This is a genomic window from Roseiarcus fermentans (assembly GCF_003315135.1).
Lineage (GTDB): Bacteria > Pseudomonadota > Alphaproteobacteria > Rhizobiales > Beijerinckiaceae > Roseiarcus > Roseiarcus fermentans.
In genome coordinates this window covers 165,506-182,653 of the sequence record NZ_QNRK01000004.1, presented here as the reverse complement: position 1 = coordinate 182,653, position 17,148 = coordinate 165,506, and the positions used below count along the sequence as shown (strand labels likewise).

18 protein-coding genes and 1 tRNA gene are annotated in these 17,148 nt (G+C 70.4%); 12 read left to right on the top strand and 7 right to left on the bottom strand.

Annotated features, from left to right (window positions below; translation table 11 throughout):
* Positions 1 to 66 precede the first annotated feature (66 nt).
* Positions 67 to 1,056 carry an alpha/beta fold hydrolase gene (locus tag DFR50_RS05115; protein WP_113888120.1) on the bottom strand — a complete coding sequence of 330 codons (990 nt, stop codon included), beginning with the start codon at positions 1,054 to 1,056 and terminating at the stop codon, positions 67 to 69.
* A 251-nt stretch (positions 1,057 to 1,307) separates the two neighbouring features.
* Here DFR50_RS05115 and DFR50_RS05110 point away from each other — a divergent pair, with 251 nt between their 5' ends.
* The 3 genes from DFR50_RS05110 to DFR50_RS05100 all read left to right on the top strand — a co-directional run bounded on the left by DFR50_RS05110 (position 1,308) and on the right by DFR50_RS05100 (position 3,283).
* A complete protein-coding gene (locus tag DFR50_RS05110) occupies positions 1,308 to 1,610 on the top strand; it encodes an ETC complex I subunit (RefSeq protein ID WP_113888119.1) in 303 nt (100 codons plus the stop codon).
* A 22-nt stretch (positions 1,611 to 1,632) separates the two neighbouring features.
* Positions 1,633 to 1,709, top strand: a tRNA-Arg gene (locus tag DFR50_RS05105).
* Positions 1,710 to 2,044: 335 nt separating this feature from the next.
* A complete protein-coding gene (locus DFR50_RS05100) occupies positions 2,045 to 3,283 on the top strand; it encodes a carboxylate--amine ligase (protein ID WP_147262657.1) in 1,239 nt (412 codons plus the stop codon).
* A 746-nt stretch (positions 3,284 to 4,029) separates the two neighbouring features.
* On the opposite strand, the gene DFR50_RS31895 is transcribed toward DFR50_RS05100, so the two are convergent.
* Entirely contained in the window at positions 4,030 to 4,182 is a 153-nt protein-coding gene (locus DFR50_RS31895; RefSeq protein ID WP_170153058.1) for a hypothetical protein, read from the bottom strand.
* A gap of 825 nt (positions 4,183 to 5,007) precedes the next feature.
* Here DFR50_RS31895 and DFR50_RS05095 point away from each other — a divergent pair.
* The 3 genes from DFR50_RS05095 (at position 5,008) to DFR50_RS05085 (ending at position 8,252) form a co-directional block, all read left to right on the top strand.
* Positions 5,008 to 6,150 carry a septal ring lytic transglycosylase RlpA family protein gene (locus DFR50_RS05095; protein ID WP_342634530.1) on the top strand — a complete coding sequence of 381 codons (1,143 nt, stop codon included), beginning with the start codon at positions 5,008 to 5,010 and terminating at the stop codon, positions 6,148 to 6,150.
* 369 nt (positions 6,151 to 6,519) lie between these two features.
* Positions 6,520 to 7,182 carry a dTMP kinase gene (gene tmk / locus DFR50_RS05090; protein WP_113888116.1) on the top strand — a complete coding sequence of 221 codons (663 nt, stop codon included), beginning with the start codon at positions 6,520 to 6,522 and terminating at the stop codon, positions 7,180 to 7,182.
* Positions 7,179 to 8,252, top strand: coding sequence for a DNA polymerase III subunit delta' (locus DFR50_RS05085; protein ID WP_113888115.1), 1,074 nt, complete (start codon positions 7,179 to 7,181; stop codon positions 8,250 to 8,252). The genes tmk and DFR50_RS05085 overlap by 4 nt, the downstream gene beginning before the upstream one ends.
* A gap of 119 nt (positions 8,253 to 8,371) precedes the next feature.
* On the opposite strand, the gene DFR50_RS05080 is transcribed toward DFR50_RS05085, so the two are convergent.
* The 3 genes from DFR50_RS05080 to DFR50_RS05070 form a co-directional block, all read right to left on the bottom strand.
* Entirely contained in the window at positions 8,372 to 9,046 is a 675-nt protein-coding gene (locus DFR50_RS05080; RefSeq protein WP_113888114.1) for an HAD family hydrolase, read from the bottom strand.
* Between the two features lie 85 nt (positions 9,047 to 9,131).
* Positions 9,132 to 9,551: a secondary thiamine-phosphate synthase enzyme YjbQ gene (locus tag DFR50_RS05075; RefSeq protein ID WP_113888113.1), complete on the bottom strand. Its 420-nt coding sequence runs from the start codon at positions 9,549 to 9,551 to the stop codon at positions 9,132 to 9,134.
* Positions 9,552 to 9,616: 65 nt separating this feature from the next.
* Positions 9,617 to 10,468, bottom strand: coding sequence for a fumarylacetoacetate hydrolase family protein (locus DFR50_RS05070; RefSeq protein WP_113888112.1), 852 nt, complete (start codon positions 10,466 to 10,468; stop codon positions 9,617 to 9,619).
* 357 nt (positions 10,469 to 10,825) lie between these two features.
* Here DFR50_RS05070 and DFR50_RS05065 point away from each other — a divergent pair, with 357 nt between their 5' ends.
* From DFR50_RS05065 to DFR50_RS05055, 3 genes are read left to right on the top strand one after another with little or no spacing between them, the layout of a single operon-like run.
* On the top strand, positions 10,826 to 11,434 hold the full coding sequence (locus DFR50_RS05065) for a LabA-like NYN domain-containing protein (RefSeq protein WP_113888111.1): 609 nt from the start codon (positions 10,826 to 10,828) through the stop codon (positions 11,432 to 11,434).
* 19 nt (positions 11,435 to 11,453) lie between these two features.
* Complete coding sequence (locus tag DFR50_RS05060; RefSeq protein ID WP_113888110.1) at positions 11,454 to 12,098, top strand: uracil-DNA glycosylase; 645 nt, start codon at positions 11,454 to 11,456, stop codon at positions 12,096 to 12,098.
* A gap of 34 nt (positions 12,099 to 12,132) precedes the next feature.
* On the top strand, positions 12,133 to 13,140 hold the full coding sequence (locus DFR50_RS05055) for an aldose epimerase family protein (RefSeq protein ID WP_113888109.1): 1,008 nt from the start codon (positions 12,133 to 12,135) through the stop codon (positions 13,138 to 13,140).
* Positions 13,141 to 13,359: 219 nt separating this feature from the next.
* Here the strand turns inward: DFR50_RS05055 and DFR50_RS05050 are convergent, their stop codons facing one another.
* Positions 13,360 to 13,542, bottom strand: coding sequence for a hypothetical protein (locus DFR50_RS05050; protein ID WP_113888108.1), 183 nt, complete (start codon positions 13,540 to 13,542; stop codon positions 13,360 to 13,362).
* Positions 13,543 to 13,802: 260 nt separating this feature from the next.
* Here DFR50_RS05050 and DFR50_RS05045 point away from each other — a divergent pair, with 260 nt between their 5' ends.
* Positions 13,803 to 14,666, top strand: a complete 864-nt coding sequence (locus tag DFR50_RS05045; RefSeq protein WP_113888172.1) for an NAD-dependent epimerase/dehydratase family protein — start codon at positions 13,803 to 13,805, stop codon at positions 14,664 to 14,666.
* A gap of 126 nt (positions 14,667 to 14,792) precedes the next feature.
* The gene (locus DFR50_RS05040) at positions 14,793 to 15,125 is read left to right on the top strand and encodes a hypothetical protein (RefSeq protein ID WP_113888107.1); all 333 of its coding nucleotides are present in this window, start codon (positions 14,793 to 14,795) and stop codon (positions 15,123 to 15,125) included.
* Between the two features lie 16 nt (positions 15,126 to 15,141).
* Here DFR50_RS05040 and DFR50_RS05035 read toward each other — a convergent pair whose 3' ends face one another.
* Entirely contained in the window at positions 15,142 to 15,870 is a 729-nt protein-coding gene (locus tag DFR50_RS05035) for a CBS domain-containing protein (RefSeq protein WP_170153057.1), read from the bottom strand.
* A 113-nt stretch (positions 15,871 to 15,983) separates the two neighbouring features.
* Between DFR50_RS05035 and DFR50_RS05030 the strand changes: the two genes are divergently transcribed.
* Positions 15,984 to 17,006, top strand: a complete 1,023-nt coding sequence (locus DFR50_RS05030; protein WP_113888105.1) for an asparaginase — start codon at positions 15,984 to 15,986, stop codon at positions 17,004 to 17,006.
* The last annotated feature ends 142 nt before the right edge of the window (positions 17,007 to 17,148 follow it).

The following is a 17,148-nucleotide window of genomic DNA, read 5'->3' as shown; positions in this document are numbered from 1 at the left end:
ATTGGTCCGATCAACTTCGCGCCGGCGGGTTTGTTCCATTCTCCGGTTCGGTGAAATGGCGCCGCTTCACGGCGTTCGGGTCGTCGCCCGGACGGCGCCGGGAAGCCGCGCGCTCGCGGTCCGGGTTCCGGCCGGCGGGTCGCCGGACAGAAAGCGCCGCAGCGGGTCGAAGGAGGCGACCGGATCCTCCTCGAACGGCACATGGCCGAGGCTCGGCAGGCGCACGAGGGTGGCGTGGGGCAAGGCGCGCTGGAAGGCGGCGGCGTTGGCGATGGGGATGACGCCGTCCTTTTCGCCCCAGAGGAGCAGCGTCGGGACCTCGATGCGCGCCAGCGTCGGGGCGGGGTCGTGCAGGATCGCCTGGCTCATGCGGTCGACGATCGCCTGCCGGACGCCTGGCGCCATGAGGAGGTCGCGGTAGCGGGCCAGGGTGGCGTCGCTCAGGGTCTCCGGGCGCCCGTAGGCGGCGGCGAGGCCGGCCTTGAGGAGACCGGCCGGGGCCACCCAGGGCAGCGCCCGCATCAGGAGCGGCGTCTCGGGCGCGCGGTCGTAGGCGAAGCCGGGGCTGGCGAATCCGTCCGGGGAGACCAGCACCATGCGCGTGACGCGGTCGGGATGAAGGGCTGCGAAGGTCCAGACGATCCGGCCGCCCATGGAATTGCCGATGAGGGTCGCGCGGGCGACGCCGAGCCCGTCCATCAGGTCGGCCAGGATCTTCACCTGGCGCGCGTCGGTATAGTCGCCGCTGGGGTCGGGGCCGGTCAGCCCGAAGCCCGGCAGGTCGAAGCGGATGACCCGGTAGCGCGCCGACAGCGCCCGCGCCCACGGCTCCCAGGTGTCGAGGCTGGCGCAGAACCCGTGCAGCAGGATCACCGCCTCGCCGTCGCGCGGGCCGGTGTCGCGCAGCCGCAGGCGCACGCCGTCGACGGAACGGTACTGGCCGGGATAGGCCGCCTCCAGCTCGGCGCGCGGCTTGTCGGGGGCGTAGGCGAAGGCGCCCAGCGCCGTGACCGCGAGCGCGGCGGCCGCCGCCGCCCGAGACAGGATCGTCGGCATGCGCAGCCGTTCCCGCGAACAATCAGCAGGGTCTGCGACACGACCCGGCGCACGAAAACCCTCCGGCCGCGACTTTGTTCCGGAGCGATCGCGTGATCCGCCGGCGCGGGCGCCCCATTGTCAGAACCGCCGCCACCCCGTAAAACGCTGGCGAGCGACGCTCGGGGGCGACGTGCGAATCCGGCTGACGCCGGAAGCGCCGGCTCGGATCCGGCGCCGACGACTGGTTTTCGCATCAATCTGGGGACGTCATGACGGCGCGCATCTACAAGCCCGCGAAGAGCGCGATGCAGCAGGGCCGGTCCAAGCAGGACTGGACGCTCGCCTATGAACCCGAGCAGCCGCGGTCGATCGAGCCGCTGATGGGCTGGACGAGCTCGGGCGACATGAAGGCGCAGGTGAGGCTGACCTTCGACACCAAAGACGAGGCGATCGCCTACGCCGAACGCAACGGCATCGCCTACCGCGTCGAGGAGCCGAAGCCGCACAAGCGGCGCGTGCTTTCCTATTCCGACAATTTCGCGCCCAACCGCGTCGTGCCCTGGTCGCACTGACGCCGTCACCGCCACGCCGATCGGCTCCGTAGCTCAGCTGGATAGAGCAGCCGCCTTCTAAGCGGCAGGTCGCAGGTTCGAGCCCTGCCGGAGTCGCCAGCGCTCCCCCGGCGTTGCGGGCGACAGCCGACCGATCGGCCGATCCGTCACGGCTTCGCCTTTTGCGCAATGACAGCGTTGCGCGTGTCCGCATCGGGAGATCCGAGTTGACTTGAAACAACTCCGGGACGAAGATTGACGGCGTGATTTGCCTGACGGAATAGCTTAGCCTGCACGTCCTCGTTTCCTGGTTGACGCCGATCGGCGCGGCCAGCCCGACCGGCCATCATTTTTTCGGTTTTTCCGCTTGAGCGTATTGGCTGGCCGCGCCGGATGTTGCTGTGGCCTGGGGACGATCTGGACATCCACGCGGCTGGTCGACCGGGAGTTTGGCCATGCGGATGAATGGCGTCGACGTCTCGTCCCCCGCGCTCATTCTCAAGGCGGGGCGGGGCGTCCTCCATCACGGCGCGCTCGGGATCGCGAGGAGCCTCGGCCGGCTGGGCGCGCCGGTCTACGCGATCGTCGACGACATGTTGGCTCCGCTTGCGCTCTCGCGCTACCTCGCGCGGTCGTTCGTCTGGAAGCGTTGGCCGGACAAGACGGCGTTTCCGTGCGCGATCGCGGCGATCGCCGAGCGGATCGGTTCGCCCGCGTTGCTGCTTCCGCTCGACGACCTGTCCGCCGCCGTCGTCGCCGAGAACGCGGAGGCGCTGCGCCGCTGGTTCCTGCTGCCCGCGATTGCGCCCGGACTGCCGCGCCGGCTGTGCGACAAGGCGACCCTCTACGAGATCTGCGCGCAGGCCGGGATCGACACCCCGCGGATCGCGTTCGCGCACGACGAAGCCGACGTCGACGCCTTCGTCGAACGCTCGGGGTTTCCCGTCATGATCAAGACCGCCGAGCAATGGGCGCCCCTGAACGGCGGCCGCAGCACGATCATCGCTCGCGAACCGGCCGATCTTCGCCGATTCTGGGCCGGCGCGCGCGGGGCGACGCCGGCGCGGATGCTGGTTCAGGAGTTCGTTCCCGGCGAGGACTGGGTGTACCACGGCTACCGCAACGCCGAGACGGGGGTGCAGGTCGGATTCACGGGCCGGAAGCTGATGTCGTCTCCGCCGGGCGCGGGCTCCACCGTGCTCGGCGTGTCCGAGCGCGACGACTCCCTCGCCCGGCTGGGCGAAAGCCTGCTGCGACAGGTGCAATATTCCGGGATCGTCGGCATCGACTGGCGCAAGGACGCGCGCGACGGGCGATTCCGCATCGTCGATTGCAACCCTCGCGTGTGCATGAATTTTCGCATGTTCCACAACGACGCCGGCGTCGACGTCGTCAGGGCCGCCTACCTGGATCTGACCGGGCAGCCGATCCCCGGTTCGCGCATGGCGGAAGGCCACGTGTTCAAGGTCGAGCAGGACTATCTCTTTCTCGGACTCAAGGAATTCCTGAAGTCCGGTTCGACGGCGAAGGCCGAGGCGCGCCCGGTTGCGCGCAGCGGGGAATTGGCCTGGTTCGCCTACGACGACCCGGCCCCCGCGGCGATGATGGGCCTGCGCTTTCCGCTGCAGATCGCGTCGCGGTGGACCCGGCGGATGTCCGGCTTTCCCCTCCATCTGTCGAGCCTGACCCGCTGACCGCGCCTTCCGGCCGCGCCCGGGCCGCCGGCCGCGGCGGCGCGCGCCGGAGAAAGGCGGCGCGGGCCAGGCGGTCGAGGGGCCGCTGTCGCCGCTGTTGCGGCCCCTGGCGCGTCGCCCTCCGGGCGCCGCGATGACGGCGGACGGTCGCCTGCGGCAGTTTGCCTCATCGAGGAGTAACTCTTCTGAAGTACTTCTAAGGATTCATGGTCGCCCGTGTTGTTGTAAATTGGTTTCTGTTACGGATTTCAAGATCCGCGCATTTCGGCGGAGGGCACGGAAAAATGTCCCAGAGACATCATTTCATTCCGATCACCATTGCAGCTCACCGGCTGGGCCTCAGCATCGGCTTCCTCAGGCTCGCCAGACGGACCGGTCTGGGGCCGCCTTTTGTCGACGCCGGCGGCGAGCTTTGCTATCATTGGCCGTCCGTCGTCGCCTGGGCGAGGCGCACCGGGTTTGACAGGAACCTTGATCCGCAATGGGCGCGGAGTGGAGCGGGCGGCGCGCGGCGTTGAGATCGGGAATGAGGGCGGCGCTTCCGGCGACCGCGCCGTCAGTCCTTGGCGCGATCGCGACAGCCGTCCGTGTCCACCGTCCTTTACCAGCGCCGGTTCGCACTGTTCTCCGGTTCGCGCCAGTGCGACAATTCGCGCGGGCGGGGGACGGTTCGCCGCTCTTCCCGTGACGCCCGCTCACCGGGTATTCTCGCCTCAGGTCGCAAGGACCGACGGCTAGCGCGGTCGCTAACGACTTAGACAGCGCCGGGCGAGCTGCAGCCCGCCCGGCGCGGTCGTTTCGTCGTGCATGACGACGCGCTGGCGATCGCCCGATCGACCCGCGCCGGCCGGTCCCGCCGCGAAAAAGTCGCCTTGCCGCGCCTCGCCGATCGTCGCCATCCCGGTCCAGCGTCGAATCCTTTTGCGCCGCGCTCAATTCGCTGCAATGCAGTAATCGCCTTCGCAATGCGACAGTCCTGAAGCATATCAACGTATACGGGGCGTTGGCTGCTCTCCCGGAGACCAACCGTCTACCCCCGCGGGCCGTAATAACCTCGCGCTCGACGAGGAAGGAAAGCGTTCGTCCGTTCACACGCGCCAGGGTAACACGCTCTGAATAAATGAATGTGAGGAGGGTCGACTTTTCTGTTGCAAGCGGTCCAGTTTTGTCCTTGAATAGATGTCAGCGAGCCGCCCCGAGGACAAAACTCGGAAGCGAAGGGTTCTGAACCCCCTCTTACCCTTCGTGATTGCGCGGCCCGGGAGGCGACGGATCCGCACCACCCGAGGGCGCCATTCTCGCGCCGATCGGAGATCCCGCATCCCATACTTGGGCGGCCGGAGGCATGCATCCGGCCGCCCTTGTTTTTTCGACGGGTCCTTCGCATCGACGATTTGCCGACGTCGCCGCCGCCTCTCCGCCACGTTCTCGCCGCGTTTGAGCGGCAGGTGTGCGTTTCCCGGCAGCGAAGGCGAACGGCCGAGCCGGGGTGTCTGTGAGTCGTAGGGCTGCCGCGGCGCGACGCGAACGAGGGAGCGGGAGCGCGCCTCGCTCGGGGGACAGGGATCGCGCCGCCTGCGAAACGGCTTGATTCGTTAGCGAAATCGAAACGAAACGGGATCAAGAGTGCCAGGCAGCGTTATCGATGTCGTAAGGTCGCGCCCAGGGTTGGTTCGCCGCATGATGACGGCGGGCGGCGCGGCGCCGCATACGAGTGAGCGTCAATGAGCGTATCGCGTCATGACATGCGCGCCGTCGCGGCCAGACGCGGGTGGCTCGGGGCGGCCGGCCTGATCCTGACCGTCGCGGTCTCCGGATGCGCCAATCAATCCTTTCAGCAGCAGCGCTACGCCCACGGGCACGAGCACTTCTCCGAGAAGCGATACGGTCACGCCAGCCCGAAGGTCGTCGCCGACGGCGAGCGGGTTCCGAAGGGCGGCGGCCAGTATCTCGTCGGTCGCGCCTATCACGTCGCCGGCCACACCTACGTGCCCACCGAGATGACGTCCTACACCGTCACCGGCATGGCCTCCTGGTACGGGGCGGCCTTTCACGGCCGCCGCACCGCCAACGGCGAGGTTTACGACATGGGCTCGATCACGGCGGCCCATCCGACCATGCCGCTGCCCAGCTACGCCCGGGTGACCAATCTCGCCAACGGCTACTCGGTCATCGTTCGCGTCAACGACCGCGGCCCCTATCATGGCGGACGGGTGATGGACGTGTCGTCGCGCACCGCCGACGTCCTCGACTTCAAGGGCGCGGGCACCGCCAGGATCAAGGTCGACTATGTCGGCCCGGCGCCGCTCGAAGGCACGGACGACAATACGCTGCTCGCCTCCCTGCGCACCGACGGTTCGGCGGCGCACATCGACGGCTTCGCCGAAGCCACGATGGTGGCCGACAATTCGCCGCCGGCCGGATTTTCGCTGTTCGGCGGCCTGTTCGGCGGCGGCGCCGCGCCGCCGCCTCCGCCGCCTCCCACGCCTGCGCGTTTCGCCCCGCCGCCTCCGCCCGAACCCGAACCGGTCCAGGTCGCGGCGGCCGCGCCGGACAGGGCCGGCGCCGACGAGCCGGCGAGGCCGCCCGCCGCGATCCCGGCGCGCGAGCGGCATGGCGCGGTTCCGCTGCCGCCGCCGCGCCCCTTCGACCTCGGCGCGGTCAAGAGTCCGTCGGTGGTCGCGCTGGCCGCGCCGGCGAAATCCTCCTTGCAGGCGTCCGGGGTCCAGCCGCCGCGCCGTCCCGATCTCCAGGCCAGCGCCGAGAAAGCCCTGTATTTCGCCGACCCGTCTTCGGACCGGGTGAAGCGCCTGTCGCTCGGCGCTTTCCGGCTCGTCAAGCCGGCGCGCCCGTCGGCCGACGACTGAGGCGCGAGGATCCCGTTCCTGTCCGCCCGGGCGGCGCCGTTCTCAGCCGGGCGGCGACGGAGGATGCCGAAGGCGCGGCCTTCCGCTATGACGAGAGCCGACCAGCCGGCGCCGGCTTCGTCCGCGTCGGCGCGGTCGCGCTCCCCCGCGGCGAGCCCGCCGCCGCAGGATCGGCGGACGACCGGCCGCTCGCAGACGGGGGTCGGGAAGGGACAAAGGCTCGGGAAGGGACGAGAGTCGGTTGAGGATCTCACGCGACGACCGGCCGGCGGGCGCCGCCGCCGCGGCGACCGGCCCCTCCGCGCCGGGCGGGCGCCTGCGCCGCCTCCCGGACGCCGGGATCGAGCGCTCCGGCCGGACGCAGCGCCCATGAGCGGGCGGGGCCGCTTCATTACCCTCGAAGGGGGCGAGGGGGCGGGCAAGTCCGTGCAGGCGCGCCGCCTCGAGCGCCGCCTTTCGGCCGCCGGCCTCGAGGTCGTGCGCACCCGCGAACCGGGCGGCTCGCCGCACGCCGAGGCCCTGCGCGCCGTCATCCTGTCGGGCTTCGCGAAGGCCTTCGGCCCCGAGGGGGAGGCGCTCCTGTTCGCCGCCGCCCGGATCGACCATCTCGACCAGACGATCCTGCCGGCGCTACGGCGCGGCGCATGGGTGGTCAGCGACCGCTTCGCCGATTCGACCCGCGCCTATCAGGGCGCCGCCGGCGACTTGCCGGCCGAATGGATCGCCCGGCTGGAGGCGGTCGCCGTCGGCCCGAATCGCCCCGACCTGACGCTGATCCTCGACCTGCCGGCGGAGGCTGGGCTGGCGCGCGCCGGCTTTCGGCGCGGGGCAGGGCAGGCCGACCGGTTCGAAGCCGAAGGGACCGGCTTTCACGAGACGCTGCGCCGCGCCTACCTCGAGATCGCGGCGGACGAGCCCGGACGCTGCGTCGTGATCGACGCGCTCGCGTCCGAGGACGCGGTCGAGGCCGCCGTGTGGCGCGCGGTCGAGGCCCGGCTCGATCCGCAGGGCGCGGCGAGGGCGGCTCGATGAGAAAGCCGGAATCCGACGAGGCCCCGGAGAGCGACCGGATCGCCGGCGCCCCGCATCCCCGCCACGCGCAGACGCTGATCGGCCACGGGGCCGCGGAGGCCGCGATGCTCTCGGCCTATCGCGAGGAACGGCTCGCCCACGCCTGGCTGATCGGCGGGCCCGAAGGAATCGGCAAGGCGACGCTGGCGTGGCGGTTCGCCCGCTTCCTGCTGGCCAACCCCGACCCGAACGCGCCGGCCGTGCGGGACGCGCGCGACCTCTGGGTCGACCCGAAGGCCCCCGCCGCGCGCCACCTGGCGTCGCTGGCGCACCCGGACTTTTCCCTCGCGCGGCGGGTGTGGCAGGCCGACAAGAAGAAGTTCTTCAGCGAGATCCGGGTCGACGACGTCCGCGCGGCGCTGCAGGTGTTCCAGATGTCGGCGGCGTTCGGCGGCTGGCGGGTCTGCCTCGTCGACTGCGCCGAGGACCTCAACCGCAGCAGCGCCAACGCGCTGCTCAAGATGATCGAGGAGCCGCCGGAGCGCGCCCTGATCCTGATCGTGTCGCACCGGCCGGGGCAGGTGCTGCCGACGATCCGCTCGCGCTGCCGCAAGCTGAAGCTCGAGCCGCTCGCCGATTCCGAGATCGCCGAGGTGGTCGCCACGCTCGGACCGCCTTACAGCGACGCCGACGGGGACGCGGTCGCGAAGGCCGCCGAACGCGCGAACGGCTCGGTGCGCGAGGCGCTGGCGCGGCTGTCGCCGGAGCACGAGGGCGTCGGCGCGCTGATCGACGCGACCGTCGCGGACCTGCCGCACCCCGATCCGCGCGCGGTGGCGAAGCTCGCCGAGGCGCTGGGGTCGCGCGCTTCGAGCGAAGCCCTCGCGGCCTTTCATCGCACGCTCTACGATTGGCTCGCGGCCTGGGCGGCGGCGACCGTCGCCTCGCCCTTGCGCGCCTTCGAGATCGGGTCGCTGTGGGACCGCGTCCGCCAGGCCGCGCGCGAGACCGAGGCGATGAACCTCGACCGCCGGCTGCACGTGCTCAGCGTGTTCGCCGAGATCGCGGCGGCGGCGCGCAAGCGGGGATGACGGGGCCCGCGAGGCCGTCCGGTGGGCTGGCTTCGCCCTTCGCGTGCGGGGCAAGCGAACGTCGACCCGCGCGCGTCGCACGCCGCTGGCGGCGTCGGCGCGAGCGTCGACAGCCGGAGCTACCGCCGGCCGCCGAGTTCGTCGATGTGGGCGAGCAGGTCGGCCGGGTCTTCGTAGACGCGGAAGGCGGTCGCCTTCTGCAACTCCTCGGCGCCGTAGCCGCCGCACAGGAGCCCGACGCCGAGCGCCCGGCAGCGCGCGGCCGCGAGCATGTCCCAGATGCTGTCGCCCACCACCACCGCCGTCTCGATCGGCGCGCCGAGCCGCTCGGCCGCGGCGATGAACAGGTCCGGGTCGGGCTTGGCGTATTTGACCTGATCGCGGGTGACGACCGGGACCTTGTCCGGATCGACGCCGAGCGCCTTGAGGTTGACCGTCGCCGTCTCGAACCGCCCGCTGGTGGCGATCGCCCAGGAAATGCCGACGCTGGTGAGCCAGGCGAGCAGGTCGCGCGCGCCGGGCAGGGGGCGGATACGGTCGCCCATCCGCTGGTAGGCGCGCGCATGGCCCCTGCGCAGCCGTTCGCCCCGCTCCTCGTCGATTGGGACGCCGGTCTCGCGCACGAGCTGGTTGGTGAACAGGCCGCCGCTCATCCCGATCTTGCGATGGATGCGCCACACGGAAATGTCGATTCCCTCGGCGTCCAGCGCCTCCTTCCAGGCGAGGACGTGCTGATAGACGCTGTCGACCAGCGTCCCGTCGAGATCGAAGAGGAAGACGGGTTCGATGCGCATGAGGCTCGCTTTCGCGTTGCTATTGGCCGCCGGCGGTAGCAGGGCCGTGTGACGGGTGTCGCGGGAGAGCGCGGCCGGGCGGGCCTCACTCGCCGATGATCTTGATCAACGCCCGCTTCCGCCTTCCGCCGTCGAACTCGCCGTAAAAAATCTGCTCCCAGGGGCCGAAGTCGAGCTTGCCTTCGGTGACCGCGACCACGACCTCGCGCCCCATGACCTGACGCTTCATGTGCGCATCGGCGTTGTCCTCGCCGGTGCGGTTGTGGCGGTAGGCCGAGACGGGCTCGTGCGGCGCGAGCCTCTCCAGCCAGGCGTCGTAGTCGGCGTGCAGCCCGCGCTCGTCGTCGTTGATGAAGACGGAGGCGGTGATGTGCATCGCGTTGACGAGGACGAGACCCTCCCGAATCCCGCTTTCCTGAAGCGCCGCCTCGACTTGCGGGGTGATGTTGAGGAACGCCCTTCGCCCCGGCGTCTCGAACCAGAGTTCCTTGCGATGGGACTTCATGGCCGCTCTCCCGTTGGATGCAGGGGAATGGCGAATGGCGCGATCCATTCGCCACGCGCGATTCCCTACTCGCCCCCCTCGGCCACGACCCGCTGCGCCTGCCGACCGAGACCGTCGATCCCGAGCGAGATCGTGTCGCCTGGCTTCAGGAACACCGGCGGCTTCTTGCCCAGGCCCACGCCTGCCGGCGTGCCGGTCGTGACGACGTCGCCGGGCTCGAGGATCATGAACTGCGAGATGTAGGAGACCAGCGTCGTGACGCCGAAGATCATGGACGCCGTGGAGCCGTCCTGCATGCGCTCGCCGTTGACGTCGAGCCACATGCGCAGGTTCTGGACGTCGTCGATCTCGTCCGGCGTGACCAGCCAGGGCCCGAGCGGGCCGAAGGTCGGGCAGCCCTTGCCCTTCATCCACTGGCCGCCGCGCTCGATCTGGAACGCGCGCTCGCTGACGTCGTTGCAGATGCAGAAGCCGGCCACGTGCTTCATCGCGTCGGCTTCGCCGACATAGCTCGCGCGCGTGCCGATCACGATCGCGAGTTCGACCTCCCAGTCGAGCTTGGTCGAGCCGCGGGGCGCGATCACGTCGTCGTTGGGGCCGACGATGCAGGAGGGCGCCTTGTTGAACAGCACCGGCTCCTTCGGCGCCGCGGCGCCGGTCTCGGCGGCGTGGTCGGCGTAATTGAGGCCGACGGCGACGAAGTTGCGAACGCCCACGACGCAAGGGCCGATTCGCGGCGCGCCGCGCGCTGTCGGCAGCGATTCAGGCTTGAGCTTGGCCAGCCGCGCCAGCGCGCGCGGCGACAGCGTGTCGGCGTCGATGTCGGCCACGACCTCGCTCAGATCGCGCAGCTTGCCCGCCTGATCGATCAATCCCGGCTTTTCCTTTCCGGGTCTTCCGAACCGAACCAGTTTCATGACCGCTTCCGCATGATTCTCGTCGCACGCCCCCGAGCGGGGCGGCCTCACGGCCATCCTAAAGACGGCGCCGCGCGCGGGGCGTCAATTGTCCCTCTTTTTTTTTGCCACAGTTCGCGGCATAATATTGACTTGTCGAGAAGCCTCACCCCGACAAGACTGGTTTTTTTGCGTTCTCGACCGATGTCGAGGAAAGCGTTCAAGGCGACCGACGAACGAATCGCCACGTTCGTCGCGCGGCGTTCGCATTCCCGCAAAATTCAGGCTTGATCGCCGATTTCGGCTGTTGTCTTGTCGACACGGGAACGCGTGTACAGACGCGATTTGACTCCACGATATATAGAAAAGAAGCGTAAAATGTCCACTGTGGAACGTATCGCCCTCTTCATCGACGGGGCGAACTTGTATGCCAGCGCCAAGGCTCTCGGCTTCGACATCGACTACAAGCGGCTATTGCGTGAATTCCAGGGCAAGGGCCGGCTGATTCGCGCATTCTACTACACTGCGCTTGTGGACGATCAAGAATATTCATCGATCCGTCCGCTGGTCGACTGGCTCGACTACAACGGCTACGCCGTCGTCACCAAGCCGACGAAGGAGTTCGTCGACTCGACCGGCCGCCGCAAGGTCAAGGGCAACATGGACATCGAACTCGCGGTCAACGCGATGGAGATGGCCCAGCACATCGACCTGATGGTACTGTTCTCCGGCGACGGGGATTTTCGCTCGCTGGTCGAGTCGATGCAGCGCAAGGGCGTCCGGGTCGCGGTGGTCTCGACGATTTCGACCCAGCCTCCGATGGTCGCGGACGAATTGCGCCGCCAGGCCGACGAATTCATCGACCTCGCCACGCTCATGCCCCGCATCGGGCGCGACCCGGGCGAGCGGCCGGTCCGTTCGGACAACCATCGCCGCGCCCAGTTCGCCCCGATCCAGCAGCCGGTCGAAGAGCCGGTGCGGGAATAACAGCGCAACGAGCCGGTCCATGCCGTTCGACGGCGGTCCGGACCGCGACTGCGCCGCCTGTCCGCGGCTGGCCGCGTTCCGCGCCGCCAATCGCGCCGCCTTTCCGGACTGGTGGAATGCGCCGGTGCCGTCGTTCGGCCCGGCGAACGCGCGGCTCATGATCGTCGGCCTCGCTCCGGGCCTGCGCGGCGCGAACCGCACCGGCCGCCCGTTCACCGGCGATTACGCCGGCGACCTGCTGTACGACACGCTGCTGCATTACGGATTTGCGACGGGCGGCTACGAACGCCGGCCGGACGACGGGCTGACGCTGGTCGACTGCGCCATCGTCAACGCGGTGCGCTGCGTTCCGCCGCAGAACAAGCCGACCCCGCAGGAGATCGCGGCCTGTCGCCGCTACCTGTCGCAGGCGATCGATTCGCTCGGGCGACTGAAAGTTGCGGTCGCGCTCGGGCGCGTCGCCCACGACACCGTGCTGCGCGCCGCCGGCGCCCGGCTCGCGCGCTTTCCCTTCGCCCACGGCGCGCGGCACGCGCTGCTGCCCGGCCTCGTTCTCTTCGACAGCTACCATTGCTCGCGCTACAACACCAATACGGGCACGCTGACCGAGACGATGTTCCGCGCCGTTTTCGCCGCGGTTCGCGCCGAACTGGCGCCCGTCTGACCGGCGGCGCGGCGGCGATTCGAGGGAGAGCGACGTGACGAAAAGTGAATTCGGGCGGATCGACGGGACCCCGGTGTACGAGGTCGCGATCGGCTCGGAGGCCGGCGCGAGCGCAAAGATCCTCACCTGGGGCGCGGTGCTGCGCGATCTCGTCGTGCCTGTCGCGGGCGCATCGCAGCGCGTGACGCTCGGCCTCGACACGATCGAGGACTATGTCGCCCATTCGCCCTCGTTCGGCGCCGTCCCCGGCCGCTACGCCAACCGCATCGCCAACGGACGTTTCGCGCTCGACGGCGTCGACTACGCGCTGGAGCGGAAGCCGGGCGACAAGCACACCCTGCACGGCGGGCCGCACGGATTCGGCAAGCGCGTCTGGACGCTCGTCGACGCCGACGCGGCTTCCGTCACGCTGAGCCTCGATTCGCCCGACGGCGACGCCGGCTTTCCCGGCGCGCTTCGCGCGATCTGCGTCTACCGGATGCTGGAGCCCGCGACGCTGCGCGTGGAACTGACCGCGACCGCCGACAGGCCGACCGTGGTCAACCTCACCCAGCACGGCTATTTCAACCTCGACGGCTCGCCCGACATCCTCGATCACGAGGTGACGCTGTTTGCGGACTTCTACACCCCTTCGGACGCCGAGCTCATTCCGACCGGCGAGATCCGCTCCGTCGCCGGCGGCGCCTATGACTTCCGGACCCCGCGGACCGTGCGCAATCCGGACGGGACGACCTACGACACCAATTTCGTCGCCGTGCGCCCGCTCGGACCGGACGGGCTCGCCCCGATCGCCCGCGTCCGCTCGCCGCGCAACGGACTGACGCTGTCGCTCCACAGCAACCAGCCGGGCGTCCAGTTCTACGACGCGGCCAAGCTCGATGTTCCGGTTCCCGGCCTCGGCGGGGCGCGCTACGGCGCCCACGCCGGCCTCTGTCTCGAGCCCCAGGCGTTCCCGGATTCGCCGAACCGCCGGCACTTCACCGACACCGTCCTCAGGCCGGGCGCGGACTATCGCCATGTGAGCGAGTTCCGCTTCGCCTGAGACGGGGAGGGCGCTGGCGTAGCCGGTCGGGCGTCTTCTCTGCACGCGTGGCGGACTGATCAGACCGTTGGCATGTCCGCACTCGCGTTGCGCCGCCGTCCTGGCGGCGCGACCGATCGGGAAGTGGCGAGCCTTCTCAGGGGACAAGACTGAACGCGGCCGACGGGAGCGGCGGATACGGCGCCGGGAGTCCGCGCCGGGACGCCCCGGCGCGAGCCGTCAGCGTTCGCGGTCCTGGCCGCCTGAAGCGAACCGTCCCGCCACCCGCCGCGGCCGGACGCCGTAAGGCCCGCAGTGCACCAGGACCCAGGGGCCGCTTGTCGACGCCTGCGCGCCCGCCGCGCCCGGCGCCGTCGCCGGCGCGATCGCACGGCCTGCGAGCGCCTCGTTATCGTGTTCCATCGTCTCGTCTCTCGCTCTTGCGGACGCTCCCTAGGTATGATTTTTCAGTGGTTTTCTTGGCGCATCGGCGCCGGCGCGGCCGAATCGCAATCGGGCGGGCGCCTGCTTATACTTGAAGAGGCGTCGGAAAGTCGCATGGAAAAAGTTTACAGGGAAGAGATCGGCCAAACGGGCGCGGCGCGCGAGGTTCGTGCGCTCTGGCGATCGAGCGGCGAGGGGGCGAGCGGGCCCAGCGGGACGAGGGGCTGCCGGACATGGGATTGAACGTCTTTTTCTTCGGTGTCGGCTATTGCGCCGAGACGCTGATCCGTCGGACGCCGTCGATTACGCCGAGCGGCACGGTCCGGTCGGACGCGCGCGCCGCCGCGCTGCGCGGCGCCGGCGTCGAGACCTTTGTCTTCGACGGAACGCGCGCCGACCCCGGGCTGGAGGCGGCGATCGGGCGCGCCGACGCGCTCGTCGTCTCGATCCCGCCCGGCCCGAACGATCCGCTCGACGCGTTCGCGCGAACGATCAACGCGTCGCGGCGGCTCCAGCGCATCCTCTACTATTCGACCGTCGGCGTTTACGGCAATTATTGCGACGACCGCGTCAACGAGAAATCCGTGCCGATGACCAACGAGCCGCGCGCCATCGCCCGGCTCAGGGACGAGGCGCGCTGGAAGGCCGCGGGCGCGGCGCGCGGCTCGGCGGTGGATGTCGTGCGCCTGCCCGGCATCTATGGTCCCGGGCGCAACGCGCTCGATCGGCTGCGGGCGGGCGACGCGCGGCGGATCGTCAAGCCCGGCCATGTGACCAACCGCGCCCACGTCGACGACATCGCCGAAGCGACGCGGCTCATCCTGACGAGGCGGCTCACGGGGCAGATCTGGAACGTGGTCGACGACGAGCCCGCCCCGCCGCAGGACGTGATCGCCTTCGCGGCGCAGCTTCTCGGCGTCCCCTGTCCGCCCGACGAGCCGTACGAGACGGCGGAGCTTTCGCCGATGACGGCGAGCTTTTACGCCGAGACCAAGCGCGTGGTGAACCTGAAGGTGAAAAAGTTGCTCCGCTTCGCGCCCGCCTACCCGACCTACCGCGAGGGCTTGCGGGCCTTGTGGGAAGCGGGGGAGGGGCGCGCCTGACCTCGGGCGACGGCGAACCCGAGCCCCCGCCGAGCGGCCGAATTGCCGGCCGGGCGCGGGCGGCGTAAGGTCGCGCCGGAGCCGGGGCGCGGGTGTGCGCCTCGACCGGCGCCCCATGGAGCGGACATGTTCGGGAAACGGCTGACATCGCTGGTATTCGCTACGGGGCTCGGGCTTTCGCTGGCGGGCTGCTACGCTCCGGCCGGGCCCTATTACGGCGGGGCTGTCGTCGCGCCGGTGGCGCCAGTCTATTACGGCGGCGTCGCCGTCGGCGGCCCCGTCTACACCGGCGGCTATTATGGCGGCGGCTATTACGGCGGCTACCGTCGGTACTACGGCGGCGGATATTATCACGGCGGCTACGGCTATCGCGGGGGCGTCTACGCGCGCGGCGGCGCCTATCGCGGCTACCGCGGCGGCTATCACGGCTATCGCGGCGGCGCGGTTTACCGTCGCTGACGGGCGCGGCGCCCGGTCAGGACTTCGGCCGGGCGCCTTCTTCCTCCTCGGCGGGCAGGTAGACGCCCGAGTTCGGCTCGATCCAGCACATCTGGTCGTGCACTTTGGTCACGCCCGGCGTATTTTCGGCGATCACCCTCAGGCCCTCGCGCAGCCGCTCGTCGGTGATCGCGCCGCCGAAGGTGACGACGCCGTCGCGCGCCTCGACCCGGACGCTGCGCCGCGGCGCCCAGCCGAGCCGGTCGAGTTCGGCCTCGATCGCCGCCTTGATCTCCGTGTCCGAACGGCGCTCCTGCGAGGCGGGCAGCGCCTTGACCAGGGCTTTCATCAGGTCGGTGCGCGAGAGGATCCCGATCACCGCCTCGCCGCGCAGCACCGGCAGCCGCTTGACCCCGTGCCGCAGCATCAGGTCGACCGCGGCGCCGAGTTCGGCGTCCTCGCTCACGCAGACGAGCCGGCGCGTCATGATCTCGCCGATCTTGCGGCCGTGGCTGTGGGCGTAGGATTCGGCCAGCCGGCCGCCGCTGAGCAGCGCCTCGATCCAGCGCGGGCGCTTGCGTTCGGCGCCGATCTCGGCCCGGCGCATGAGATCGCCCGAGCTGACCACGCCGACCAGCGCGTTGTTCGCGTCATGGACGAGGACCGCGCTGATGCGCGCCTTCAGCATCGTCTCCGCGGCTTCAGCGATGGTCGCCGTCTCCGGCAGGCCGATCGCGCCGTGGGTCATCACCTCTCGAACGCGCATGACATCTCTCGATTCGCCGTTGTCTATCGGACGGGGAGGGCGGTAGGCAATGGGTCGAATCGGCGCGGCTGGCATGCGCGGGCCGCCGCGCGCAGACGCAAGGAGCGGTTTTCATGTCCAATCCCGTCGCGGTCGAGGTCACGCGGGGCGAGCGCGTCGAATCGGCGCATCGCGGCGCGGGCGCGGTCGTCGACGCCGACGGCGGGGTGGCGTTCGCGTTCGGCGACATCGACCTCCCAGTCTATCCGCGCTCGGCGGTGAAGGCGATCCAGGCGCTGCCGCTCGTCGAGAGCGGGGCGGTCGACCGGCTGGGGCTCGGAGACGCCGACATCGCGATCGCCTGCGCCTCGCACGCCGGCGAGGACGCGCATGTGGCCGCCGCGCGCGCAATGCTGGCGAAGGTCGGGCGCGGCGCGGATGATCTCGAATGCGGCGTCCACTGGCCGCTCGGCGAACGCGCCGCCCGGGCGCTCGCCCGCGCCGGCGCGACGCCGTCGGCGCTGCACAACAACTGCTCGGGCAAGCACGCCGGCTTCGTCTGCCTCGCCTGCGCGGAAGGGGTCGATCCGGCGGGTTACGTCGCGCCCGGCCATCCCGTGCAGCGCGCCGTCACCGAGGCGCTCGGGGCGGTGACGGGCGCGCGGCTCGGCGCCGACACCCGCGCCGTCGACGGCTGCGCGATCCCGGCCCATGCGATCCCGCTTCGCGCGCTGGCGTTCGGCTTCGCCCGGTTCGCGACCGGGCAGGGGCTGCCGCCCGGGCGCGCCCTCGCCGCGCGCCGCATCCGCGCCGCCGTCGCCGCCTGCCCGTCGCTGGTCGCGGGGCGAGGGCGGTTCGACACCGAGGTCATGGCGGCGCTCGGGCCGGCCGTGTTCACCAAGACCGGCGCCGAGGGCGTCTTCTGCGCCGCGCTGCCGGACCTCGGCCTCGGCCTCGCAGTCAAGGCGGACGACGGCGGAAAGCGCGCCGCCGAGGTCATGATCGCGGCGCTCCTGATCCGCTTCGGCGGCTTCGGCGCGCCGCTCGACCGCTTCATCGCGCCCGGCCTCGTCAACTGGAATGGGACGGCGGTCGGCGCCCTCCGCCCCGCAGGTCCGCTGTCGGGCGCGACGGCCATCCCGACCGGGCCTCCGTGACCCGCGGGGCGCAGCGCGTCCCATGGGACGGGAGACGGCCGCGCGCGAACGCGCTGCTCCCGCCGGCCGCAACGCGGCGCCCCGCCTGTTTACACGCGCGCCGGATGGATGTAGCCTCCCCGGGGGATGGGCGGAAGCGACG

Bases quoted from the DNA above. Each gene is read 5' to 3' on its own strand.
- DFR50_RS05070 (WP_113888112.1), bottom strand. From the start codon at position 10,468: ATGAAACTGGTTCGGTTCGGAAGACCCGGAAAGGAAAAGCCGGGATTG.
- DFR50_RS05100 (WP_147262657.1), top strand. From the start codon at position 2,045: ATGCGGATGAATGGCGTCGACGTCTCGTCCCCCGCGCTCATTCTCAAG.
- DFR50_RS05085 (WP_113888115.1), top strand. From the start codon at position 7,179: ATGAGAAAGCCGGAATCCGACGAGGCCCCGGAGAGCGACCGGATCGCC.
- DFR50_RS05035 (WP_170153057.1), bottom strand. From the start codon at position 15,870: ATGCGCGTTCGAGAGGTGATGACCCACGGCGCGATCGGCCTGCCGGAG.
- DFR50_RS31895 (WP_170153058.1), bottom strand. From the start codon at position 4,182: ATGGCGACGATCGGCGAGGCGCGGCAAGGCGACTTTTTCGCGGCGGGA.
- DFR50_RS05030 (WP_113888105.1), top strand. From the start codon at position 15,984: ATGTCCAATCCCGTCGCGGTCGAGGTCACGCGGGGCGAGCGCGTCGAA.
- DFR50_RS05050 (WP_113888108.1), bottom strand. From the start codon at position 13,542: ATGGAACACGATAACGAGGCGCTCGCAGGCCGTGCGATCGCGCCGGCG.
- DFR50_RS05075 (WP_113888113.1), bottom strand. From the start codon at position 9,551: ATGAAGTCCCATCGCAAGGAACTCTGGTTCGAGACGCCGGGGCGAAGG.
- tmk (WP_113888116.1), top strand. From the start codon at position 6,520: ATGAGCGGGCGGGGCCGCTTCATTACCCTCGAAGGGGGCGAGGGGGCG.
- DFR50_RS05065 (WP_113888111.1), top strand. From the start codon at position 10,826: ATGTCCACTGTGGAACGTATCGCCCTCTTCATCGACGGGGCGAACTTG.
- DFR50_RS05095 (WP_342634530.1), top strand. From the start codon at position 5,008: ATGAGCGTATCGCGTCATGACATGCGCGCCGTCGCGGCCAGACGCGGG.
- DFR50_RS05040 (WP_113888107.1), top strand. From the start codon at position 14,793: ATGTTCGGGAAACGGCTGACATCGCTGGTATTCGCTACGGGGCTCGGG.
- DFR50_RS05080 (WP_113888114.1), bottom strand. From the start codon at position 9,046: ATGCGCATCGAACCCGTCTTCCTCTTCGATCTCGACGGGACGCTGGTC.
- DFR50_RS05115 (WP_113888120.1), bottom strand. From the start codon at position 1,056: ATGCCGACGATCCTGTCTCGGGCGGCGGCGGCCGCCGCGCTCGCGGTC.
- DFR50_RS05060 (WP_113888110.1), top strand. From the start codon at position 11,454: ATGCCGTTCGACGGCGGTCCGGACCGCGACTGCGCCGCCTGTCCGCGG.
- DFR50_RS05110 (WP_113888119.1), top strand. From the start codon at position 1,308: ATGACGGCGCGCATCTACAAGCCCGCGAAGAGCGCGATGCAGCAGGGC.